The sequence below is a fragment of the Pseudomonas lactis genome (assembly GCF_001439845.1).
Lineage (GTDB): Bacteria > Pseudomonadota > Gammaproteobacteria > Pseudomonadales > Pseudomonadaceae > Aquipseudomonas > Aquipseudomonas lactis.
In genome coordinates, this window is record NZ_JYLO01000017.1 from 113,417 (window position 1) to 132,149 (window position 18,733).

The following is an 18,733-nucleotide window of genomic DNA, read 5'->3' on the forward strand; positions in this document are numbered from 1 at the left end:
GGGGGGGGGACGCTAGAACGTTACGCCGGACACCAGCGCGATATTGCAGTACGGCTGGCACTCGCCAGTGCGCACCACGGCGCGGGCATTGCGGCTCAATTGCTTGAATTGGTCATGGCTGAGCAGGCGTCGTTCGCCCAGTTCAGCCTGCTCTGTGAGCGCATTTAGCGCGGTCAGCGCGGGCGGTTGTTTCAGCAGGATCTCTTCTGCCAGAACATGGCTTTCCACCTGCATTTCGCTAAGCACGATGCGCAAGGTGCTGATGAAGTCCGGGATGCCTTGGGTCAGGGCCAGGTCGATCAGTTCGACGCCGGGAGGCACCGGCAGGCCGGCATCGCCGATGACCAGGATGTCGCCATGGCCCAGGGACGCGATCACGCGCGACAGGGCGATATTCAGCAAAGGGGTCTTTTTCATGCGGGCACAAAACCTTGTACGTCGTGCAGCGTAGGAATGGAAGGCTGAGCGCCGGCGCGGGTCACTGACAACGCCGCCGCCACCTGGCCAAAACGGATCGCCCGGGCTTCGCTCTGGCCCGCGGCCAGCGCGGCGGCAAAGCCACCGACAAAGGTATCGCCAGCAGCGGTGGTATCCACCGCCTTGACCTTCGGCGCCACCAAGTGCTCAAAGCTCTTGCCGTCGGCAAACAGCGCGCCCTGGGCGCCCAGGGTGATGATGACCTTACCGGCGCCCGCTTTGATCAGCGCGGTCGCGGCGACCTTGGCGCTGTCGAGGGAGTCGACCGTCACGCCGCTCAGGGCGCTGGCCTCGCTTTCATTGGGGATCAGATAATCGATCGAGGCATACCAATCAGCGGGCAACGGCCCGCTTGCCGGGGCCGGGTTGAGAATGACCGTCTTGCCCAGTTCGCGCCCCCGCTGGAGCGCATACCCAACGGTCTCCATTGGCACCTCAAGCTGACAGATGATCACATCTGCCGCCTGCAGCACAGCGTCGCACGTTCGCAGCGACGCAGGCGTCAGCTCACCGTTGCTGCCGGCCACAATGACGATGGCGTTCTGGCTGCTGTCATCGACCACGATCAACGCCACACCGCTGGAGCCGTCCACCGTGCTGACAGCCTGGCAATCGATCCCTTCCACCAACAGCGCATCGCGCAATTGGCTGCCATAGGCGTCGGTACCGATGCACCCCACCATGGCGACACTCGCCCCCAGGCGTGCCGAGGCGACGGCCTGGTTGGCGCCCTTGCCACCGGGCACAGTGGAAAATGTCTGGCCGATCAGGGTTTCACCGGCACGCGGCAAGCGACTGGCGCGGGTGACCAGATCCATGTTCAAGCTGCCTATTACCACTACTTTTGCTGGCATACATCAGTACTCATCAATTCGGTTCAGCGGTATTGGGCGAACACATCAGCCAATGGCGCGGTCGACTCACGCAAAACAATACTGGGCGTCACGATACGTTGATCGATCGGCAGTTGGGGTGTTGCTATTCGTTGCAGTAATAATTCGGCTGCCGTCTCACCCAATTGCAGGATCGACTGGCCGACCGTCGTCAGCGCCGGGTAGACGTAGCGCCCCATCTGAATGTCATCGAAACCGATGACCGACAGCTCGCCCGGCACCCGCACATTGCGCTCGGCAGCGGCGCGCAGCACGCCAAACCCGATCATATCGTTGCTGGCGAAAATCGCGCTGGGCGGGTGTTGCGATAATAACTGTACGGCTGCGGCATAACCGCCCGTGCTGGTGAAATCGCTTTCCAGGGTACGACTGGCCAACACCTCGATGCCCGCCTCGCGCAATGCACGCTGGTAACCCGCCAGGCGCATCTGCGCCACGCGGGTATGCCCCGGGCCGCCGATACAGGCGATGTCCCGGTGCCCCAATTCCAGCAAGTGCCGGGTCGCCAGGTAAGCGCCCTCCTCGTGATCGATGCGCACTAGGTCCACATCAATCCCATCCAGCGCCCGGTCGACAATCACCATGGGCGTGCGCACTGCACTCAAGCCTGCGGCAAGGCCACTGTCATCGCCACCTACGGAGGTCACGATCAAGCCGTCGACGCGCTTTTCCAGCAACACGCGCAAATAACTGCGCTGTTTCTCTGCGTCGTCATCCGAGTTGCAGAGGATCACGCAATAGCCATTACGCTCGCAGTAATCCTCGATACCCCGAGCCAGCTCGGCAAAATACGGGTTGAGGCTGTTGGGCACCAGCAGCCCAATGGTGGCCGTGGTCTTGGCCTTGAGCGAGCGTGCGACGGCACTGGGCACGTAGTCCAACTGCTTGATCGCCGCCTCGACCTTGATGCGTACCGGCTCGCTGACTGGGCGCGTCTTGTTCACCACATGGGACACGGTGGTGTAGGAAATACCTGCAAGCGCTGCCACATCCTTGATCGTTGCCATGGCTCAGCCCCGCCGACTGGCGCGCTGGCTGCGGTAAGTGTCGAGGACCACGGCGATCACGATCACAGCACCGGTAATGATGCGTTTAGTCGGTTCCGTCGCGCCGATCTGCGCCAGCCCGGCGGCCAAGACCGAAATGATCAACACGCCGAAGAACGTACTGATGACCGAGCCACGCCCGCCCATCAGGCTGGTGCCACCGATCACCACGGCGGCGATCACTTGCAGCTCCAGGCCCGAACCGGCATTCGGGTCCGCCGCTTCCAGACGCGAAATCTGAAACAACGCCGCCACACCGGCCAACAGCCCCATCAGGCTGAACACCAGGATCTTGTAAGGCTTGGGATTGATGCCCGCCAGGCGCACCGCTTCTTCGTTGGTGCCGATGCCGATCAGGTAACGACCGAAGACCGTACGGGTCAGTACCAACTGGGCCGCGATGATCACCAGCAGCGCGATGATAAACGAGGGGGAAATACCGAAGGCAATCGGGTTGGACAGCCAGGCAAACGAGTCACCGATATAAGCGGTGCGCGAGCCCGTCATCTGGTAGGCCACGCCGCGGGCCATCTCCAGCACGCCGAGGGATACGATAAATGAAGGAATACGCCAGGCCACCGTAATGGAACCTGTGATAGTGCCGGCCAACGCCGCGCAGCCCATGCCCAACAGAGCAGCGGGCAACACGCTCCAGCCCCAACCCAGGATCGCCACACTGACCGCCGAGGCCGCCAATGCCAGTACCGAGCCCACGGACAGGTCGATGCCGCCAATGATCAGGATGAAGGTCATGCCCACCGCCAGCACCATCAGGTCCGGAATCTGGTTGGCCAGGGTGCTGAAGGTGTCATAGGACAGGAAGTGATCGCTGAGCAGCGAGAACAGCGCAATCATCGCCAGCAACGCACCCGCCAGCCCCAGGTAGGTACCCAGGCCATAGAAGTTGCCGCCAGTTTTACCGGGGGAAATGCTTGTTTTCATGGGGTATTCCTAGGCGCGGCTTCGTTGAGCAGCGCATCACGTTTCTGATAGCCGGCAAAGGCGGCGGCGAGCAATTCGTCCTGGGTCCAGCTGTCACGCTCGAAGGTCTCGATCAGGCGCCCGGCAGACAACACGCCGATGCGGTCACAGATCAGCATCAGCTCACGCAGGTCACTGGACACCACCACCAGCGCTTTGCCCTGGCGGGTCAGTTCACCGAGCAAGGCATAGATGTCGAACTTGGCACCGACGTCGATACCGCGGGTGGGCTCATCGAACAGCATCACCGCGCAATCGCGCTCCAACCAGCGGCCAATTACCACCTTTTGCTGGTTACCACCCGACAGCTCGGACACCAGCTGCGTCGGGCTGGAACTGCGGATACGCATGGCGTCGATCTGGCGCTTGGCCAGAGCGGTTTCGTTGCGGCTGTTGACGACGCCACCGCCGGAAATTTCCGGCATGTTGCCCAGGGCGATGTTGGCGCTGATGGACTGGGTCAGCAGCAGGCCCTCGCCCTTGCGGTCTTCGGTGATCAGGGCAATACCATGACCGACCGCGTCCACCGGCGAGCGAATGCTCACCACCTTGGCCGGCGAACCCAAGGCCACGGTGCCGCTGTCGGCCGGGTCGGCGCCGAAGATCAGGCGCAGCAATTCGGTGCGGCCGGCGCCAATCAGGCCGGAAATGCCATAGATTTCACCGGCGCGCACTTCAAAGGACACATCGCGAACCTTGTCCGAACGGGTCAGGCCCGTCACCGTCAAGGCCGGGCCACCGATGGTGCGCGGGCCCAGGTCAATGTGTTCGCCCAGTTCGCGACCGACCATCAAGGTCACCAGTTGCTCACTGTTGTAGTTGGCCATCGGTTCGACGCAGACCAGTTTGCCGTCGCGCAATACCGCAATGCGCTGGGCGACACGGGCCAACTCTTCGAGCCGGTGCGAAATATAAATGATCGCCACGCCCCGAGCCTGCAGGCGCGTGATTTGTTCGAACAGCATCTCGACTTCACGAGCAGTAAGCATCGCCGTGGGCTCGTCGAGGATCAGTACATGGCAGTCGCCGATCAGGTTACGGGCGATCTCGACCATTTGCTGGTGACCAATGCCCAGGCTGCCCACCAGCGTGTCCGGGTCGATCGCGTCCAGGCCGACTTGGGCCATGGCTTCGATCGCGGCCTTGCGCAGCTGTTTGCGGCTGATCCAGCCACAGCGGCTTGGCAGGTTATCCAGGAACAGGTTTTCAGCCACGGTCAGCGTCGGCAGCAGGTTGAGTTCCTGCATAACCATGCGCACGCCCAAGGCTTCGGCCTGGGTGCGGCTGGCAGGGCAGTAATCCTGACCATTGAATTGCATGTGCCCTGTGGTGGGCGTGACCAGGCCGCCGATGATCTTCGACAAGGTACTTTTGCCTGCGCCGTTTTCACCGGTCAGCGCCAGCACTTCCCCGCGATTAAGCGTCAGGGTGATGTCGGACAGAACCGGTTGGGCATAGGTCTTACCGATACCGCTGACCGAGAGGACAGCGTTCGGGGCGGAAGATGACATAGGAAAATCTCCAGGCGCCCGCTCAGGACGAGCGGGCGCTGTTGGGTACTGCCAGGATTACTGCTTGATGACGAGTTCGACCGGGGTTTCGATCACGCCATCTTTGGCATCGACTTTCTCACCCTTGACCAGCTTCAGCGCGTTCTGGATACCGAACACGGCTTGCTGGGCAGCGGCCTGGTCAGCGGTGGCCAACACGCGGCCGTCCTTGAGCATTGGTTTGATCGCGTCAATGTTGTCGTAACCCACCACCAACACCTTGCCGGCCTTGCCTGCCGCACGCACGGCGGAGACGGCGCCCAGGGCCATGTTGTCGTTACCGGCCAGCAGCGCCTTGATATCTGGCGTTTCGCTCAGCATCGCTGCGGCGATCTTGTTGCCTTGGTCGATTTCCCAGTTACCGGATTGGGTGGAAACAATCTTCATGCCTGCCGCGTCCATCGCATCCTTGAAACCTGCGGTACGCTGCTGGGCATTGGTGGTAGTGGGTACGCCCTCGATGATGCCGACCTTGTCACCGGCAGCCAGCTGCTTGGCCAGGTAGTCACCCACCAGCTTGGAGCCTTTGCGGTTATCCGGGCCTACAAACGGGATATCGAGGTTTTTGCTTTTGAGTACTTCCGGGTCCAGGCGGTTGTCGATGTTGACCACCTTGATACCGGCATCGGAAGCTTTCTTCAGCACACTGGCGAGTGCCTTGGAGTCGGCGGGAGCGATGACAAGCGCATCGACCTTGGCGTTGATCATTTCGTTGACGATGGCGATCTGAGCGCTGGTATCGGTCTCGTTCTTGATGCCGTTGGAGATCAACTTGAATTCTGTAGGATGCGCTTTCTGGTAGTCCTTCGCACCGTCGGTCATGGTGACGAAAAACTCATTGGCAAGGGACTTCATCACCAAACCCACGGTAGGCGTTTTGGCAGCGTCATCGGCAAATGCAGAAGAGAGAGGCAAAGCGGCGGATGCGGCAGCAAGCACAGCAACAGCAAGAAGACGTCCAGCAAATGGCAGCTTCATGGTTTCACTCCGATCTTATGATTATTGTGAGCAACGCTTGCACCGAAGACCCCTTCGGCAGCCCTCCCACCTGGGCGGCTGATACGAGCTGTGACGATGTGCCTAAGGGCCCAGTGAAACATCTCGCAAACGTTTGCGTTGAGCAAACTATGAGAACCTTGTCGAGATTTGTCAACGATGGCAGCGAGCCTTTCATGGGCGCCCTCCAAGCTTATCCTTCAGCTACTGACAGCTGATACGTTTAAGCAAAATCGCCCTCTGTGACCGTTCTCTGAAACGACAGGCTGTGTGGCGAATGATCACACAGGGTGCCCGGACAAATCGTGAACGCTTTCGGACAACCGAACACCACAGCCCTTCTCGTTCGGAAAGCCGGACAGCGCCCAACCCCATCAAACCGAAACCTCACTTTAAATTGTTTTAAATCAATAAGTTAATTAAAAAATACCAACATGCTCAGCCTGGTACAAATCCTGCTCTTTCTCAGCACCTCGCGGCGTTCAGAACCGCCCGGGTGTTCTAGATGAACCTGCTACAGCACTCATCAAAAACCAGAGAGAAAAATAATGAAATCTGCATTGAAGAACGTTATTCCGGGCGCCCTGGCCCTTCTGCTGCTATTCCCCGTCGCCGCCCAGGCAAAGGAAGTTGAAAGCAAGACCAAACTGTCCAACGTGGTCATCCTCGCCACCGGCGGTACCATCGCTGGCGCCGGCGCCAGTGCGGCCAACAGTGCCACCTACCAGGCAGCCAAAGTCGGCATCGAACAACTGATCGCCGGCGTTCCTGAGCTTAGCCAGATCGCCAATGTTCGCGGCGAACAAGTGATGCAAATTGCGTCGGAAAGCATCAACAACGAAAACCTGCTGCAACTGGGTCGCCGTGTCGCCGAACTGGCCGACAACAAGGACGTGGATGGCATCGTGATCACCCACGGCACCGACACCCTTGAAGAAACCGCCTACTTCCTGAACCTGGTAGAAAAAACCGACAAGCCTATCGTGGTGGTCGGCTCCATGCGCCCAGGCACCGCGATGTCGGCAGACGGCATGCTCAACCTGTACAACGCGGTTGCGGTCGCAGGTAGCAAGGAAGCCCGCGGCAAAGGCGTGCTGGTGACCATGAACGACGAGATCCAATCGGGTCGCGACGTCAGCAAGATGATCAACATCAAAACCGAAGCCTTCAAGAGCCCATGGGGCCCAATGGGCATGGTCGTTGAAGGCAAATCCTACTGGTTCCGCCTGCCGGCCAAGCGTCACACCATGGATTCTGAGTTCGACATCAAAACCATCAAAAGCCTGCCTGACGTTGAAATTGCCTACGGCTACGGCAACGTGAGCGACACCGCCTACAAAGCACTGGCCCAAGCGGGTGCCAAAGCGATCATTCACGCCGGTACCGGCAATGGCTCGGTATCGTCCAAGGTCGTTCCAGCGCTGGTGGAACTGCGTAAACAAGGCGTGCAGATCATTCGCTCTTCCCACGTCAACGCCGGTGGCATGGTTCTGCGTAACGCCGAACAGCCAGACGACAAATACGACTGGGTCGCCGCCCTTGACCTGAACCCGCAGAAAGCCCGCATCCTGGCCATGGTCGCCCTGACCAAGACCCAGGACAGCAAAGAATTGCAACGGATCTTCTGGGAGTACTGATCCCTGCTGATTCACCCGTAGGAGCGAGCTTGCTCGCGAAAAACTTGATAGCGCTGCGTTAAGTCAGGCTTTACGCGTTATCGTTAACGTTCTTCGCGAGCAAGCTCGCTCCTACAGTTCCTGCCTTCCCTTCTCAACAAACTTCCTGATTCGCTGTCAGACGAACTTCTTGAAATTTAAGCAGTTGCGAAATTGCCTACAGTTAAATACTGTATGTGCGTACAGCCAATTAAGGAATGTTCTGTGGCAAAGCCCTCTTCCGCAGCACCTGCATCGCCTGACGCCTATCAGCGCCTGGCCATTCGCGTGCAAAAAATCATCAATTCGACCAACGCGCAGAAAGCCAAGGCAGCGTTGATCTTCCGTTTACCCGATGAGCCGGAGAACGATTGGCAACGTTTACTGGAAGAGATTGCGGAAAACGACAACGTCACCCTCGCCTATCGAGATGACGGTGGCGTGCAGATTTTCTGGGTTGTGCCGAAGGAAGATTGATTCAATGAGTGCCCGTTTTATTGCTGTGTGCTGTCTGTTTTTCACCGTCACCGCCAACGCCCAGGCCCCTCGAACCTTCAGCGAAGCCAAGAAAATCGCCTGGAAGCTCTACGCGCCGCAATCCACTGAATTCTATTGCGGCTGCAAATACACCGGTAACCGGGTGAACCTGAAAGCCTGCGGTTACATACCGCGTAAAAACGCCAACCGCGCCGCACGCATTGAGTGGGAACACATCGTGCCGGCCTGGCAAATCGGGCATCTGCGCCAATGCTGGCAAAACGGCGGGCGAAAAAACTGCACGCGCCATGATGAGGTGTTCAAGCGCGCCGAGGCAGACCTGCACAACCTGGTGCCGAGCATCGGCGAAGTGAATGGCGACCGTAACAACTTCAGCTTTGGCTGGCTGCCGGTGCAAAGCGGGCAGTACGGCTCATGCCTGACCCAGGTGGACTTCAAGGCGAAGAAGGTCATGCCGCGCCCGTCCATTCGCGGAATGATCGCGCGCACGTATTTTTATATGAGCAAGCAATACGGCCTGCGCCTGTCGAAGCAGGACCGGCAATTGTATGAAGCCTGGAACAAGACCTACCCGGTGCAAACCTGGGAGCGCCAGCGCAACCAGACCGTGGCGTGCGTGATGGGGCGTGGTAATGAGTTCGTCGGCCCGGTCAACCTGAAGGCCTGCGGCTGAACGTGGGCGGGGTGCCCGCCCACTTGGCCTGCTACTGCGCGACGTTGTGCTCGATAATCTCCGACACGGTGTCGGTTTTCTTGGCCCGCGCCATTTTTTCGTTCAGCAGCGCCTGCTTGGCCTCGGCCTCGGCTTTGGTCGCGAACGGGCCCAATAGCACCTCATCCTTGCCGTCGACTTTCACGATGTAGAAATTGAATCCGTGTTCCAGCAACCAGGCGGTCAGGTCGGTGATCGCCTGCAGCTTATGGTCCGGCGGGCCGACCCGTATATCCCATTCCTGAGCGGCAATCGCACCGGTTTGCGGCAGGCTTTCGGTCACGGCAGGCTTGGCCTTGGGGGCGTCGACCGACTTACCTTCACCGCATCCGGCCAACGCCAACACCATAATTGCCATCGCTACTTTACGCACTGCCCTGCTCCTTTGAGGATCAAAGAGGCAACTTTACCATTCACTGTCTATTCTGGCCGTCATAAACGTTGGCTTAAACAATGCGAATCATGTATCGCGACCTGTATGATACCGCCATGGGAATTAATGTCGCCTCTATGCGTCCTAGAAAGAGGCAGTCACAGGGAAGCGCTTCGCAGTAAGCTACACACATCCGACACCTACCCTGTCTGAAACATGTGTCCTTAAAAGTAATTCAAGGAGAAGTCCATGCTTATACTCACCCGCAAAGTCGGTGAAAGCATAAACATCGGTGATGACATTACGATCACCATCCTGGGCGTTAGCGGCCAGCAAGTACGAATCGGCATCAACGCACCAAAGGATGTTGCCGTGCATCGCGAAGAGATTTATCAACGTATCCAGGCCGGCCTGACTGCACCCGACAAAAACCAGACGCCTTGAAACGCCTCCAGTAGCCAGCCTTTTCGTTCACTGTAACGGCTGGCGAAAACCCAATTGGCCTGTTCGCGTATCCCCGCGTGACCAGCGCGCCTTGAACATTCCCTTCGCTGCAAGATGAAACTGTCAGGGCATCCGGAACTTGTCGCGCTATTGGCAGCCCAATTTCTGACACTTTATCCTGCCATCCGAGTGCATTTCAGGAACACGTCGATGAGGCCAGCCGCGTCGCAACCCCTTGTTTCAAGATCCTGGATGATTGCCCTGCTGATAGGGCTGGTCTTCGTGGCACTCGGGTGTGGGTTGAGAATGGAAGTTGAAGGGGCCGATCCCGACACCCATTCCTGGGTGGATCTGGCGCTTCTGCTCTGCGGCTACCTGCTTGTGTTCTGCCTCAAGCCGATCCAGAAGATGATCTTGCGCAAGTTGCGCCAGCGCGCCGCCCATCGCACCCACGAGAAAGCCGCACGCTGAGCGCTGCTGCCTGCTTTCGGATCGCCGGTATTTACAGCGCCACCGCACCACCTATCATTGGGCTTGCCCTGCGTAGCCAATCAAAGGTGCAAATACGGATGGACACCCTCAACAAATCCCAAATCGAAAAAGCCTTGGCTGACCGCCTGCCCAGCTACAGGGTCGAGTGCACGCTGCATGCCGACGGCACCCTGTCCGCCGTGCTGACTGGCCCAGAGACCGATCACTTCGCGATTACCGGCATCGTGCGTGCGCACTATCACGGCACAGAAGCCATTAACCGGCTGGCCACCGAGATCCTCAGGGAAATGGTGTTGTCGCGTCAGGGTATGAAAAACAGCCGGCTGCAGGCATTGTCCGATCCCATCGATTGCCTGGAAGGCCGAGACCGATAACAGGCTCGGCCTTCCACGTATCACGGCGCCAACTGACTCAGGGACAGCAAGCCATCAGCCCCACGCTGGGCTTTCAACGCACCATATTGCTCGATGCAAGCATGGGCAGTCGCCATCGGCGCCAAATGTGTCGAGGTCACCACCATGATATCCGCTCCCGCCGCTTCCCCTGCCTGAATACCCACTGTGGCGTCCTCGAACACCAGGCAGTCTTGCACCGGCACACCCAGGCGCTGGGCTCCCAGCACATAACACGCCGGATCAGGCTTACCCGTCTTCACGTCTTCGGCTGTCACCAGTACCGCCGGCACAGGGATGCCCGCCGCTTGCAGCCGGCGCACGGCCAACGCTTTTGGCGCAGAGGTGACCAACGCCCATTGATCGACGGGCAGGCTGGCCAAAAACGCCACCGCACCGGGAATCGCCACGATGCCTTCGACATCATGCAGCTCAGCCTCGGTGATCCATTGGGCTTCTACCTGTGGATCGACACCCGGCAACGCCTGGCGGGTGATCGTATCAATTGCGCGGGCACCATGAATGGTGTGCAGGAACGCTTCCACATCCAAGCCATGCCGTGCAGCCCAGATGCCCCACACGCGCTCCGCAGCCGCAATGGAGTTGAGCAGAGTCCCGTCCATGTCGAACAGGAAGGCACGGTAACGCCGGCTAAATACACTTGGATTTGGACTGGACACTGCGCGGTTTCCTCATGGGCTGGGCCCCTGCAATCTACGGATCACTTAGGCGCTTGTAAACGCCGAGACCTGGCCCGTCAGTTCCGAGGCAAAAATGACGAACTTGTCATGCTCCTGTTGGTTGGCTGTTGGGGTCGCCTGGTTACCGTGAACTCACTGCCAACCCGGTAGCCAACCCGAAACGTGAGACACCACCATGAAACTGATTGCCCTGGGCTTCGCCGCTTTGCTCGCCACTGGCTCGGTATTCGCTGCCGATACCGCCCCCGCCACCAACGTGATCCACGACAAAACCGGCTTCTTCGTCCACCTGGATGTCGCCAAGGTGCTGTCGAGCACCGACACCTACGGCCAATGCGGGGTTGTGCCGGCGCAACTGCGCTACCTGGACCACCAAGACCGCGTACACGTGCTGGATTATCAAGTCCAGGGTACCGGTTGCACCAATGACAATTGATCGGGCTACACTGGCGCAACTTATTGAAGCAGAGCACTTCTCATGAACATCCTTGTAGTCGAAGACGAACCCAAGGCCGGCAATTATCTGCTCAATGGCCTGCAGGAACTGGGGCATTGTGTGAGCCTGGCCCGCGATGGCGTGGACGGTTTGCACCAGGCCCTTGAAACGCCCTTCGACGTGATCGTACTCGACGTGATGATGCCGAAAATGGATGGCTGGGAAGTGCTGCGTCGCCTGCGCAAAGAAGCCGATACGCCGGTGCTGTTCCTCACCGCCCGCGATGACATCGCCGACCGCATCAAAGGCCTTGAACTGGGTGCCGATGACTACCTGATCAAGCCCTTTTCGTTCGCCGAACTGGTGGCGCGCCTGCGTACCCTCAACCGTCGTGGCCCGAGCCGGGATGAAGAGCAACTGCACATCGCCGACCTGCACATTGACGTACTCAAACGTCGGGTCACCCGCGCCGGCACGCGCATTACCCTGACCAACAAAGAGTTCGCGCTGCTGCATCTGTTCGCAACGCACCAGGACCAGGTGCTGTCCCGCTCGCTGATTGCTTCGCGGGTGTGGGACATGAATTTCGACAGCGACACCAACGTGGTGGACGTCGCCGTGCGGCGCCTGCGCCTGAAAATCGACGACCCGTTCCAGCTCAAGCTGATCCACAGCGTGCGGGGCATTGGCTACCGCTTCGATACCCAGCCATGAGCCGCCAGCCCCCTTACTCCCTGACCCTGCGCCTGGCATTGATCTTCGCCCTGCTCGCCTTCGCCCTGCTGGCAACCCTGGGCGTGGCGCTGTACCGGGAGCTGGAGCGCGAACTGATCCGCCGCGATGACGCCGCGCTGATATCGCGAGTGGATCAGTTGCGCAACCTGCTTAACGACAGCAATACCTTGGACTTGATCAAGACCAAGCCAGAGCTGTTCCAGAACATGTTGGGCAACCGCGAATCGGTGCTGAGCATTACCGCCCCCGGCAAACAGGCACTGCTGCTGGTAAACCCGGGGAATATTGAGTTGCCGTCGATCCAGCCGCTGCCCAAGGATCACCGGCTCATATTGAGCGACGTGCAACATTTACCAGGCCTGAACGGCATTCCCTTCTCGCTGGTGGCCGTGGCCATCGACTCCGGCGACCTGGGCAGCTTGCAAATCACCAGCGGCCGCCTGATGACCGAGCGCACCGCGGTGCTCGCCAGTTATCGACTCAGCGTCTACATCCTGGCGAGTATCGCCGCGATCATCCTGGCGCTGGTGGGTTACCTGCTGGTTCATCGCGGCTTGCTGCCGTTGCGCCGCCTGGCCCGGCATGCCCAAGGGATCGGCGTCAGCAACCTGGCCGAACGCCTCGACAGCCAAGGCGCGCCGAAAGAATTGCTGCCCATGATCGACTCGTTCAACACCATGCTTGAGCGCCTGGCCAAAGGCTTTGTACAACTGGGCCAAGTGTCCACCGATATGGCCCACGAACTGCGCACCCCGATCAACAACCTGCTCGGCGAAACCCAGGTGGCCCTGCAACAGCACCGCAGCATCGAGAGCTATCAGCAACTGCTGGCCTCCAATGTCGAAGAGCTGGAGCGCCTGGCGCGGATGCTCGACAACATGCTGTTCCTGGCTCGCACCGACCCCGCCAGCGCAATGCGCCAACGCCAGGCGCTGGACGCCGCGGATGAAGTGGAACGTATCGCAGATTATTTCGAAGGGCTGGCGGGTGATGTGGACATGCACATCACCGCCTTGGGCGAAGGGGTGATCTGGGCTGAACCGATGTTGCTGCGCCGGGCCTTGGCCAACCTGTGTGCCAACGCCATCAAGTATGGCGCGCCGGGCTCGGAGCTGAGTATCCAGGCAGTGCCGGATGGCGCGGGCATCAACCTGAGGGTCAGCAACCAGGGCCAGACGATCCCGGCCGAGCACCTGCCGCGGCTGTTCGAACGGTTTTACCGGGTGGATGAATCTCGCGAGCGGTCATCCCAGTCCAACGGGCTGGGACTCTCGATCGTGGCGACCATCATGCAGCTGCATCACGGGCGGTACCGCGTCAGCAGTGAAGATGGCGTGACCTGCTTTGAGTTGTTTTTCCCTGGCCGTGAAGCTTGAGGGCGCGGCAACTCAATCAAACGCGCCGTTAAGGACTTCGTAGATGATGCCGGTCGCAATGGCCACCAATATCAAGTCGGTTCCCGCTTGCTGCCATTCGTAACCGTCGTAGCGAGGCAACTGCCCCAGCAAGCGACCGTCGAGTTTCTTGGCAATTCCGGGTGGCAGGGGCTTGCCGCGTGCCAGGTTTTTCTGAATGCCAGGCGGCAAGGCCGGGCCAGGGCGCCAATAATCGCGGTGCCCGCCCAGCACGTTCAGTACAAGACCGCGATCAACGCTGAAGTCATTCCTGGAGGGCCCGCCATTGTCCTTGCCCTTACCTTGCCCACCCTGGGCATTACCTTTGTTATTACCCTGGCCTTTACCCTTGTCCTGCCCACCATAGGCATCACCCTTGTTATTGCCTTGGCCTTTGCCCTGCCCTCCGTAGACATCACCTTTATTGTTACCCTGACCTTTGCCATTGCCTGGATCGGCAAGGGCAAGGCCACTGGTCACGGACAGTGCAAGCGACAACGCAACCGACACGAACTTCGTACGCTTTAACATGGCGACTTTCCAAGGCAATGATGTACTTGAACTGTAGTTGAAATCGCAACACAGCGTACAGCGTCAGCTGATCTGGCCACCGGCAAGGACGACATCCGCCTGGGTTTGCCAGGCGGCCAACGCCGCCACACGCAACCCTTCCACGGTTGTCGATAGCGCCATCGACGGCTCGCCCGACTCAGGCAAGTCAGGCACATGAATAAATCCACTGCGTACCCCTGTCCCCGCCAACGCATGCTGCAAGCGGTAAAACACCTGGTTACACACAAACGTCCCCGCCGTCTGCGACACCGAGGCCGCAATACCCGCCTCACGCACCGCCTTGACCATGCCCTTGATCGGCAACGTCGAGAAGTACGCCGCCGGGCCGCCCTCCACCACTGCGGTATCAATCGGCTGAGCGCCCAGATTGTCGGGAATACGCGCATCGTTAACGTTGATCGCAACGCGCTCGATGGAAATATCACTGCGCCCAGGCCCCAAGCCCGTGGCGATGACCATTGCCGGCTGCAGTTCGTTGATCAACTGCAGCAAGGTTTCGGCAGCGGAGGCAAATGTGCAGGGCAAGCAGCGCGCAACCATCTGCACCCCCTCGCACAACTGCACACCGTCCAACTGGCGCACGGCCTCCCAAGAGGGGTTTACCGTCGCCGTATCAAAGGGCTCGAAGCCCGTCAGCAATACGCTTTGCACAATGACCTCACATCAACAGGTAAAGCAGCACGATATTGACCACCAGCATCATCAACGCCGTGGGTATCTGGGCCTTGATCACCGCATTTTTGTCCGGCAGTTCCAGTAGCGCCGCCGGTACGATATTGAAGTTGGCCGCCATGGGCGTCATCAACGTACCGCAATAGCCCGAGAACATACCAATCGCCGCCATCACCGCAGGATTTCCGCCGTAAATCCCCACCAGCACCGGCACGCCGACGCCACCGGTCATGACCGGAAAGGCCGCAAAACCATTGCCCATGATCACGGTAAACAAGGCCATGCCCAACACATAAACCATCACCGCCACCAATTTGTAGTCCAGGTTGATGTAAGTGGTGGTGACATGAGCGACCGCCGTACCCACCCCGGCCTCATTGAACAACAGCCCGAGCATCGCCAGCATTTGCGGGAGCACCATGGCCCAACCCAGGGCTTCGGTCAGGCGACGGGATTCGCGCAACGCTTGCACCGGCGTATCACGGGTCAGCCAGCAGGCCAGGCCAAGGGCGATCAGGCAACCGATGCCGAGAGAGACAAAGGTAGTGTTCTTCGGATCCAAGAGCGGTACACCGCCGATTTCGGTGTGTTTAAGCAACACCGAGCCCATCACCGTGGTCAGCGGAATCGCCAACGCCGGGATGAACAATTTGTGGCCCAGGCGCCCGGCACTGGCGCGGGACGCCTTGTCGTGCAATTGGGCGTGCTGGCCACGGCCAACCCCGCCCAAGCCCGCAATCAATGCCATCACCACCACACCCACTCCGATGACCACCGAAGGCAGGCGCTCACCTATAAGGAACGGCACCGCAAACAACAACCAGAACAGCGCACTCGACCAACGCTTGGGGTGGGAACGGTCGAGCAGGATCATGCCGGCGGTAATCAGCAGCAGCACGCCCGCCAGCCAGTACAGGTATTGAATGGAAATAATCATTGAGCAGCCTCCACCGGGGTAGTGGCCGAGCTCATTTCGCGGGTCAGGCGCCGGTCGAAACGATGCAACCGGATAGCGTGAATAACGAAGGCACAGATCGCCGTCGGGATGCCCCACACCGCAATGTGCAGCGGCTCCACATCAATCCCCGAGCCGAGCAGGAAGGTATGCATCAACGCAATCGCACCAAAGGCCACGAAGATGTCCTCACCAAAAAACAACCCGACATTATCGGTGGCAGCGCACATGGCCAGTACCTTGTGACGCAGCTTGTCCGGCAGCTTGCCATAGCGCTTTTCCGCCGCGCCCTCGGCCATCGGCGCCAGCAGCGGCCGCACCATCTGCGGATGCCCACCCAGGCTCGTCAACCCCATGGCCGCCGTGGACTCACGCACAAACAGATAAATGATCAGCAAGCGCCCGACCGTGGCGCGTTCGAAGCGGGCGATCCAGTTCTGCGCATGCAGGCGCAGGCCGTGGCGCTCCAACAGGCCGATCACCGCCAGCGGCAATAACAGGATCAGTTGCAGGGCACGGGTCTGAAGGAAGCCATCGCCCATGGTGGCGAGGATTTTTTCCAGGGGGAACTGGGCGGCAAGCCCCGTGGCGATGGCGGCTGCGGTGACCACCAACAGCGGATTGAAGCGCAATACAAAGCCGACCACGATGACAAGTACGCCGATCAACGGCCATAAGTTCACAACAGTTTGCATGGCGGGGAGGTCCTTTAGTGCGCGCTGCGGCGCCATTACAGCAGGATGTGAGCAAAGGGCTCACAGCTTGAAAGTGGCGTGCAGTCGGCTCGGTTTTTTTATTGTTGACCTGGAAGGTCGAGCGTCAGTGGCGGCAACTTTGCTGCCTGGGGCCGGGGGTGTCCAACAAGAAAAATTGTTGCTGCACACCAATATTTTTTGTGGGGGGATGACACTGTACGGTACGGTGCCTGGAAGGAATTGAGCCCAGTTTTTTTGCACAAATCGTGTGGGTGAGCTCGCTATGGCGTCGGAAGTGAAAATTCCTGATCAGCACCTATACTCCACGATGCAGCTGTGTGTACTTGCAGTTCATTCACGGCGTCACGCCGACAATGAGGGGTTCCCGCTATGTATGCCGGACAAATGAGTAATATGGCGACCACGCTTGGCGAAATACGCTGCCAACTGTTCGCCCAGGTAATTTGCCTGCTGGCGGTGGCGACGCTGTTCGCCTGATTGGACTTTCAAGCCCTGAAAGGACGCCGCCAGGCGCCTTGGCTTTGCTGTGCCCAAATTTCACACAACAAAAAAGGGCCCACCTTTCGGTGAGCCCTTCTAGACCGCCCAGCAGAGCGGATTTTGTTTGGTAGGCGCGATTGGACTCGAACCAACGACCCCCACCATGTCAAGGTGACCACGAAACTGATGCAAGCATCTGATGTATAAGGAAAACCTGCCCTTTTTCTGAGCATCCAAACCAGGCAATAAGCTCTATAAGAATCAATTACTTAGCGTTGGATATTCCTACAGTACTTCCCATCCCCGGCGTCCTGCCGACGAATACCACTCCCAAATTCGCACCACCTCGACTACTGTATGCACATACAGCATTTGAGTTTTCCAACCATGAACATCGACGAAGATACCTCAGCGTGGCTTGGCTGCCCGACGCCCCTGGAAATGTACAAGCATCATTGCGCCTTACTGGAAGACGAACTCAACCAGACCCAAGTGATGCTGCATAAGGCGCGCCGCAATATCGCCGGCCTGGTCCAGCTAAGCGACGACCTGGTCACAGGGAAGACATCCGCAGAGGACGCACTCAATAAAGCGCGCTCGGAGGTGGCCAGGCTCAACCGCGAAAACTCGGAAATGGACAGGAAAATAAACGGCCTTCTGACCGTGGCCGAGCAGCGTGACTACTTGACCAGGGAGAATCAGCGGTTACTGGGCGAACTGCGAAAAGTTACTGAGCCACAGCCCTGACGTACGCCTGACAAGCCCGCAACGCGATCAGTCCTTGGTCGCCGTCATCGGTGATGCTGATAATTCTTTGAGAATGCGCTGGGTCAAGTTGGGCTCGACGGGCTGCATGAACCACGCCGACGGTGCCGCGGGCGGAAGGCACGTCGCAGCCACTGGCTGGATCCTCGGCAAGGAGGACTGACAGCCGGACATCAGCAGTAGCAAGCTGGTCACGCAGGCGAGCCTGGTTGCGCTGGGCATCGGATAATTCCTTGGTGTGTAGTTGGTCCAGGGTGGCGAGTTGTTGCTCGGTGGCCAGGCGCTTATCCAGCTCGGCCGACTGCTGAAGCCAGGCCTCGCCAGTGATTGCATCCAGTTCCTTCTGGTGGTGGACTCCCTGCTCCGCGATACGCTCGGCCATCTTCTTGCCCAGGCGCCAGTCCTGAACCTGCCACGCGCCACCAAATCCGATGGCCAGCGCCAGCAGGATTGCCAGCCCCAGGCCGATCAGCTTCTGAACGGGCGTCATCACAGCACATCCTTGAAGAAGACATGGTGACCAAGGCGCAGCGTCTGCGTGGCCTTCGCCGCCCAAGCCGGGGCTTTGGGCATGGTTGTCGCGTAGTAATGCGTGGCGCCGCCGGTTGGATCTGGTACCGCGCCAGACATCACTTGGTCAGCCGCCCGCTGCGCCTGGGCGAACTGCGCCGCCGGGATCTGCTTTGCACCGCTCAGATATGCGTAGTTCGGGTCGTTCTGATTCCAGCAGCTGAACTGCCAGGGCTTCAGGCACACGCCGGCGTAACCCTCCCCCCACCACGACTTGGCCTTGCCGT

At 59.3% G+C, this 18,733-nt stretch carries 24 protein-coding genes; 10 read left to right on the forward strand and 14 right to left on the reverse strand.

Features of this window, described 5'->3' with window-relative positions; all coding sequences use genetic code 11:
* Positions 1-12 precede the first annotated feature (12 nt).
* Genes rbsD through TX24_RS26080 form a run of 6 tightly spaced genes read right to left on the reverse strand, consistent with a single transcriptional unit; the run spans position 13 to position 5,925 of the window.
* Positions 13-417, reverse strand: a complete 405-nt coding sequence (rbsD, locus tag TX24_RS26055; RefSeq protein ID WP_003192498.1) for a D-ribose pyranase — start codon at positions 415-417, stop codon at positions 13-15.
* Positions 414-1,331 (reverse strand): ribokinase, encoded by a 918-nt coding sequence (rbsK, locus tag TX24_RS26060; protein ID WP_034135970.1) that lies wholly within the window; start codon positions 1,329-1,331, stop codon positions 414-416. Before rbsK ends, rbsD begins: the two co-directional genes overlap by 4 nt.
* Positions 1,332-1,354: 23 nt before the next feature.
* Entirely contained in the window at positions 1,355-2,377 is a 1,023-nt protein-coding gene (locus TX24_RS26065; RefSeq protein WP_003192500.1) for a LacI family DNA-binding transcriptional regulator, read from the reverse strand.
* Between the two features lie 3 nt (positions 2,378-2,380).
* Positions 2,381-3,358 (reverse strand): ABC transporter permease, encoded by a 978-nt coding sequence (locus TX24_RS26070; RefSeq protein WP_057711695.1) that lies wholly within the window; start codon positions 3,356-3,358, stop codon positions 2,381-2,383.
* Positions 3,355-4,908 (reverse strand): sugar ABC transporter ATP-binding protein, encoded by a 1,554-nt coding sequence (locus TX24_RS26075; protein ID WP_003192503.1) that lies wholly within the window; start codon positions 4,906-4,908, stop codon positions 3,355-3,357. Before TX24_RS26075 ends, TX24_RS26070 begins: the two co-directional genes overlap by 4 nt.
* 57 nt (positions 4,909-4,965) lie before the next feature.
* Positions 4,966-5,925, reverse strand: a complete 960-nt coding sequence (locus tag TX24_RS26080) for a sugar ABC transporter substrate-binding protein (RefSeq protein ID WP_003192504.1) — start codon at positions 5,923-5,925, stop codon at positions 4,966-4,968.
* Between the two features lie 566 nt (positions 5,926-6,491).
* Here TX24_RS26080 and TX24_RS26085 point away from each other — a divergent pair.
* From TX24_RS26085 to TX24_RS26095, 3 genes are all read left to right on the forward strand, one after another.
* Positions 6,492-7,580, forward strand: a complete 1,089-nt coding sequence (locus TX24_RS26085; protein WP_032896200.1) for an asparaginase — start codon at positions 6,492-6,494, stop codon at positions 7,578-7,580.
* Between the two features lie 243 nt (positions 7,581-7,823).
* Positions 7,824-8,075, forward strand: a complete 252-nt coding sequence (locus tag TX24_RS26090) for a DUF1654 domain-containing protein (protein WP_003192507.1) — start codon at positions 7,824-7,826, stop codon at positions 8,073-8,075.
* 4 nt (positions 8,076-8,079) lie between these two features.
* A complete protein-coding gene (locus tag TX24_RS26095) occupies positions 8,080-8,769 on the forward strand; it encodes an endonuclease (protein ID WP_003192508.1) in 690 nt (229 codons plus the stop codon).
* Between the two features lie 31 nt (positions 8,770-8,800).
* Here the strand turns inward: TX24_RS26095 and TX24_RS26100 are convergent, their stop codons facing one another.
* Complete coding sequence (locus tag TX24_RS26100; protein ID WP_034135974.1) at positions 8,801-9,181, reverse strand: YdgH/BhsA/McbA family protein; 381 nt, start codon at positions 9,179-9,181, stop codon at positions 8,801-8,803.
* A 249-nt stretch (positions 9,182-9,430) separates the two neighbouring features.
* Between TX24_RS26100 and csrA the strand changes: the two genes are divergently transcribed.
* The 3 genes from csrA to TX24_RS26115 all read left to right on the forward strand — a co-directional run bounded on the left by csrA (position 9,431) and on the right by TX24_RS26115 (position 10,491).
* Positions 9,431-9,625 carry a carbon storage regulator CsrA gene (csrA, locus tag TX24_RS26105; protein WP_003192511.1) on the forward strand — a complete coding sequence of 65 codons (195 nt, stop codon included), beginning with the start codon at positions 9,431-9,433 and terminating at the stop codon, positions 9,623-9,625.
* A 210-nt stretch (positions 9,626-9,835) separates the two neighbouring features.
* On the forward strand, positions 9,836-10,096 hold the full coding sequence (locus TX24_RS26110; RefSeq protein ID WP_003192512.1) for a hypothetical protein: 261 nt from the start codon (positions 9,836-9,838) through the stop codon (positions 10,094-10,096).
* A gap of 98 nt (positions 10,097-10,194) precedes the next feature.
* Positions 10,195-10,491, forward strand: coding sequence for a hypothetical protein (locus TX24_RS26115; protein WP_034135975.1), 297 nt, complete (start codon positions 10,195-10,197; stop codon positions 10,489-10,491).
* 20 nt (positions 10,492-10,511) lie between these two features.
* On the opposite strand, the gene TX24_RS26120 is transcribed toward TX24_RS26115, so the two are convergent.
* Positions 10,512-11,189, reverse strand: a complete 678-nt coding sequence (locus tag TX24_RS26120) for an HAD family hydrolase (protein WP_034135976.1) — start codon at positions 11,187-11,189, stop codon at positions 10,512-10,514.
* 196 nt (positions 11,190-11,385) lie between these two features.
* On the opposite strand from TX24_RS26120, the gene TX24_RS26125 reads away from it, so the two are divergent.
* Genes TX24_RS26125 through TX24_RS26135 form a run of 3 tightly spaced genes read left to right on the forward strand, consistent with a single transcriptional unit; the run spans position 11,386 to position 13,757 of the window.
* Positions 11,386-11,646, forward strand: coding sequence for a DUF2790 domain-containing protein (locus TX24_RS26125; RefSeq protein WP_057711697.1), 261 nt, complete (start codon positions 11,386-11,388; stop codon positions 11,644-11,646).
* A 42-nt stretch (positions 11,647-11,688) separates the two neighbouring features.
* Positions 11,689-12,360, forward strand: coding sequence for a heavy metal response regulator transcription factor (locus TX24_RS26130; RefSeq protein WP_003192516.1), 672 nt, complete (start codon positions 11,689-11,691; stop codon positions 12,358-12,360).
* Entirely contained in the window at positions 12,357-13,757 is a 1,401-nt protein-coding gene (locus TX24_RS26135; RefSeq protein ID WP_057711699.1) for a heavy metal sensor histidine kinase, read from the forward strand. The genes TX24_RS26130 and TX24_RS26135 overlap by 4 nt, the downstream gene beginning before the upstream one ends.
* Before the next feature lie 12 nt (positions 13,758-13,769).
* Here the strand turns inward: TX24_RS26135 and TX24_RS26140 are convergent, their stop codons facing one another.
* The 4 genes from TX24_RS26140 to TX24_RS26155 form a co-directional block, all read right to left on the reverse strand.
* On the reverse strand, positions 13,770-14,306 hold the full coding sequence (locus TX24_RS26140) for an anti-virulence regulator CigR family protein (RefSeq protein WP_057711701.1): 537 nt from the start codon (positions 14,304-14,306) through the stop codon (positions 13,770-13,772).
* A 63-nt stretch (positions 14,307-14,369) separates the two neighbouring features.
* Entirely contained in the window at positions 14,370-14,999 is a 630-nt protein-coding gene (gene pcp, locus TX24_RS26145; protein ID WP_057711703.1) for a pyroglutamyl-peptidase I, read from the reverse strand.
* 7 nt (positions 15,000-15,006) lie between these two features.
* On the reverse strand, positions 15,007-15,957 hold the full coding sequence (locus TX24_RS26150; protein ID WP_003192520.1) for a DUF979 domain-containing protein: 951 nt from the start codon (positions 15,955-15,957) through the stop codon (positions 15,007-15,009).
* On the reverse strand, positions 15,954-16,670 hold the full coding sequence (locus tag TX24_RS26155; RefSeq protein WP_057711706.1) for a DUF969 domain-containing protein: 717 nt from the start codon (positions 16,668-16,670) through the stop codon (positions 15,954-15,956). Before TX24_RS26155 ends, TX24_RS26150 begins: the two co-directional genes overlap by 4 nt.
* An 888-nt stretch (positions 16,671-17,558) precedes the next feature.
* On the opposite strand from TX24_RS26155, the gene TX24_RS26165 reads away from it, so the two are divergent.
* Positions 17,559-17,918: a hypothetical protein gene (locus tag TX24_RS26165; RefSeq protein ID WP_057711708.1), complete on the forward strand. Its 360-nt coding sequence runs from the start codon at positions 17,559-17,561 to the stop codon at positions 17,916-17,918.
* Here TX24_RS26165 and TX24_RS26170 read toward each other — a convergent pair.
* Both TX24_RS26170 and TX24_RS26175 read right to left on the reverse strand, forming a co-directional pair.
* Positions 17,899-18,426 (reverse strand): lysis system i-spanin subunit Rz, encoded by a 528-nt coding sequence (locus tag TX24_RS26170; RefSeq protein ID WP_057711711.1) that lies wholly within the window; start codon positions 18,424-18,426, stop codon positions 17,899-17,901. The two genes, TX24_RS26165 and TX24_RS26170, sit on opposite strands and share 20 nt — an antisense overlap.
* Positions 18,426-18,733: cell wall hydrolase (locus TX24_RS26175; RefSeq protein WP_057711713.1), on the reverse strand; the 308-nt coding region annotated here is incomplete at its 5' end. The genes TX24_RS26175 and TX24_RS26170, both read right to left, overlap by 1 nt.

Bases quoted from the DNA above. Each gene is read 5' to 3' on its own strand.
- rbsD (WP_003192498.1), bottom strand. From the start codon at position 417: ATGAAAAAGACCCCTTTGCTGAATATCGCCCTGTCGCGCGTGATCGCG.
- rbsK (WP_034135970.1), bottom strand. From the start codon at position 1,331: ATGCCAGCAAAAGTAGTGGTAATAGGCAGCTTGAACATGGATCTGGTC.
- TX24_RS26065 (WP_003192500.1), bottom strand. From the start codon at position 2,377: ATGGCAACGATCAAGGATGTGGCAGCGCTTGCAGGTATTTCCTACACC.
- TX24_RS26070 (WP_057711695.1), bottom strand. From the start codon at position 3,358: ATGAAAACAAGCATTTCCCCCGGTAAAACTGGCGGCAACTTCTATGGC.
- TX24_RS26075 (WP_003192503.1), bottom strand. From the start codon at position 4,908: ATGTCATCTTCCGCCCCGAACGCTGTCCTCTCGGTCAGCGGTATCGGT.
- TX24_RS26080 (WP_003192504.1), bottom strand. From the start codon at position 5,925: ATGAAGCTGCCATTTGCTGGACGTCTTCTTGCTGTTGCTGTGCTTGCT.
- TX24_RS26085 (WP_032896200.1), top strand. From the start codon at position 6,492: ATGAAATCTGCATTGAAGAACGTTATTCCGGGCGCCCTGGCCCTTCTG.
- TX24_RS26095 (WP_003192508.1), top strand. From the start codon at position 8,080: ATGAGTGCCCGTTTTATTGCTGTGTGCTGTCTGTTTTTCACCGTCACC.
- csrA (WP_003192511.1), top strand. From the start codon at position 9,431: ATGCTTATACTCACCCGCAAAGTCGGTGAAAGCATAAACATCGGTGAT.
- TX24_RS26110 (WP_003192512.1), top strand. From the start codon at position 9,836: ATGAGGCCAGCCGCGTCGCAACCCCTTGTTTCAAGATCCTGGATGATT.
- TX24_RS26115 (WP_034135975.1), top strand. From the start codon at position 10,195: ATGGACACCCTCAACAAATCCCAAATCGAAAAAGCCTTGGCTGACCGC.
- TX24_RS26125 (WP_057711697.1), top strand. From the start codon at position 11,386: ATGAAACTGATTGCCCTGGGCTTCGCCGCTTTGCTCGCCACTGGCTCG.
- TX24_RS26130 (WP_003192516.1), top strand. From the start codon at position 11,689: ATGAACATCCTTGTAGTCGAAGACGAACCCAAGGCCGGCAATTATCTG.
- TX24_RS26135 (WP_057711699.1), top strand. From the start codon at position 12,357: ATGAGCCGCCAGCCCCCTTACTCCCTGACCCTGCGCCTGGCATTGATC.
- TX24_RS26140 (WP_057711701.1), bottom strand. From the start codon at position 14,306: ATGTTAAAGCGTACGAAGTTCGTGTCGGTTGCGTTGTCGCTTGCACTG.
- TX24_RS26150 (WP_003192520.1), bottom strand. From the start codon at position 15,957: ATGATTATTTCCATTCAATACCTGTACTGGCTGGCGGGCGTGCTGCTG.
- TX24_RS26155 (WP_057711706.1), bottom strand. From the start codon at position 16,670: ATGCAAACTGTTGTGAACTTATGGCCGTTGATCGGCGTACTTGTCATC.
- TX24_RS26165 (WP_057711708.1), top strand. From the start codon at position 17,559: ATGAACATCGACGAAGATACCTCAGCGTGGCTTGGCTGCCCGACGCCC.
- TX24_RS26170 (WP_057711711.1), bottom strand. From the start codon at position 18,426: ATGACGCCCGTTCAGAAGCTGATCGGCCTGGGGCTGGCAATCCTGCTG.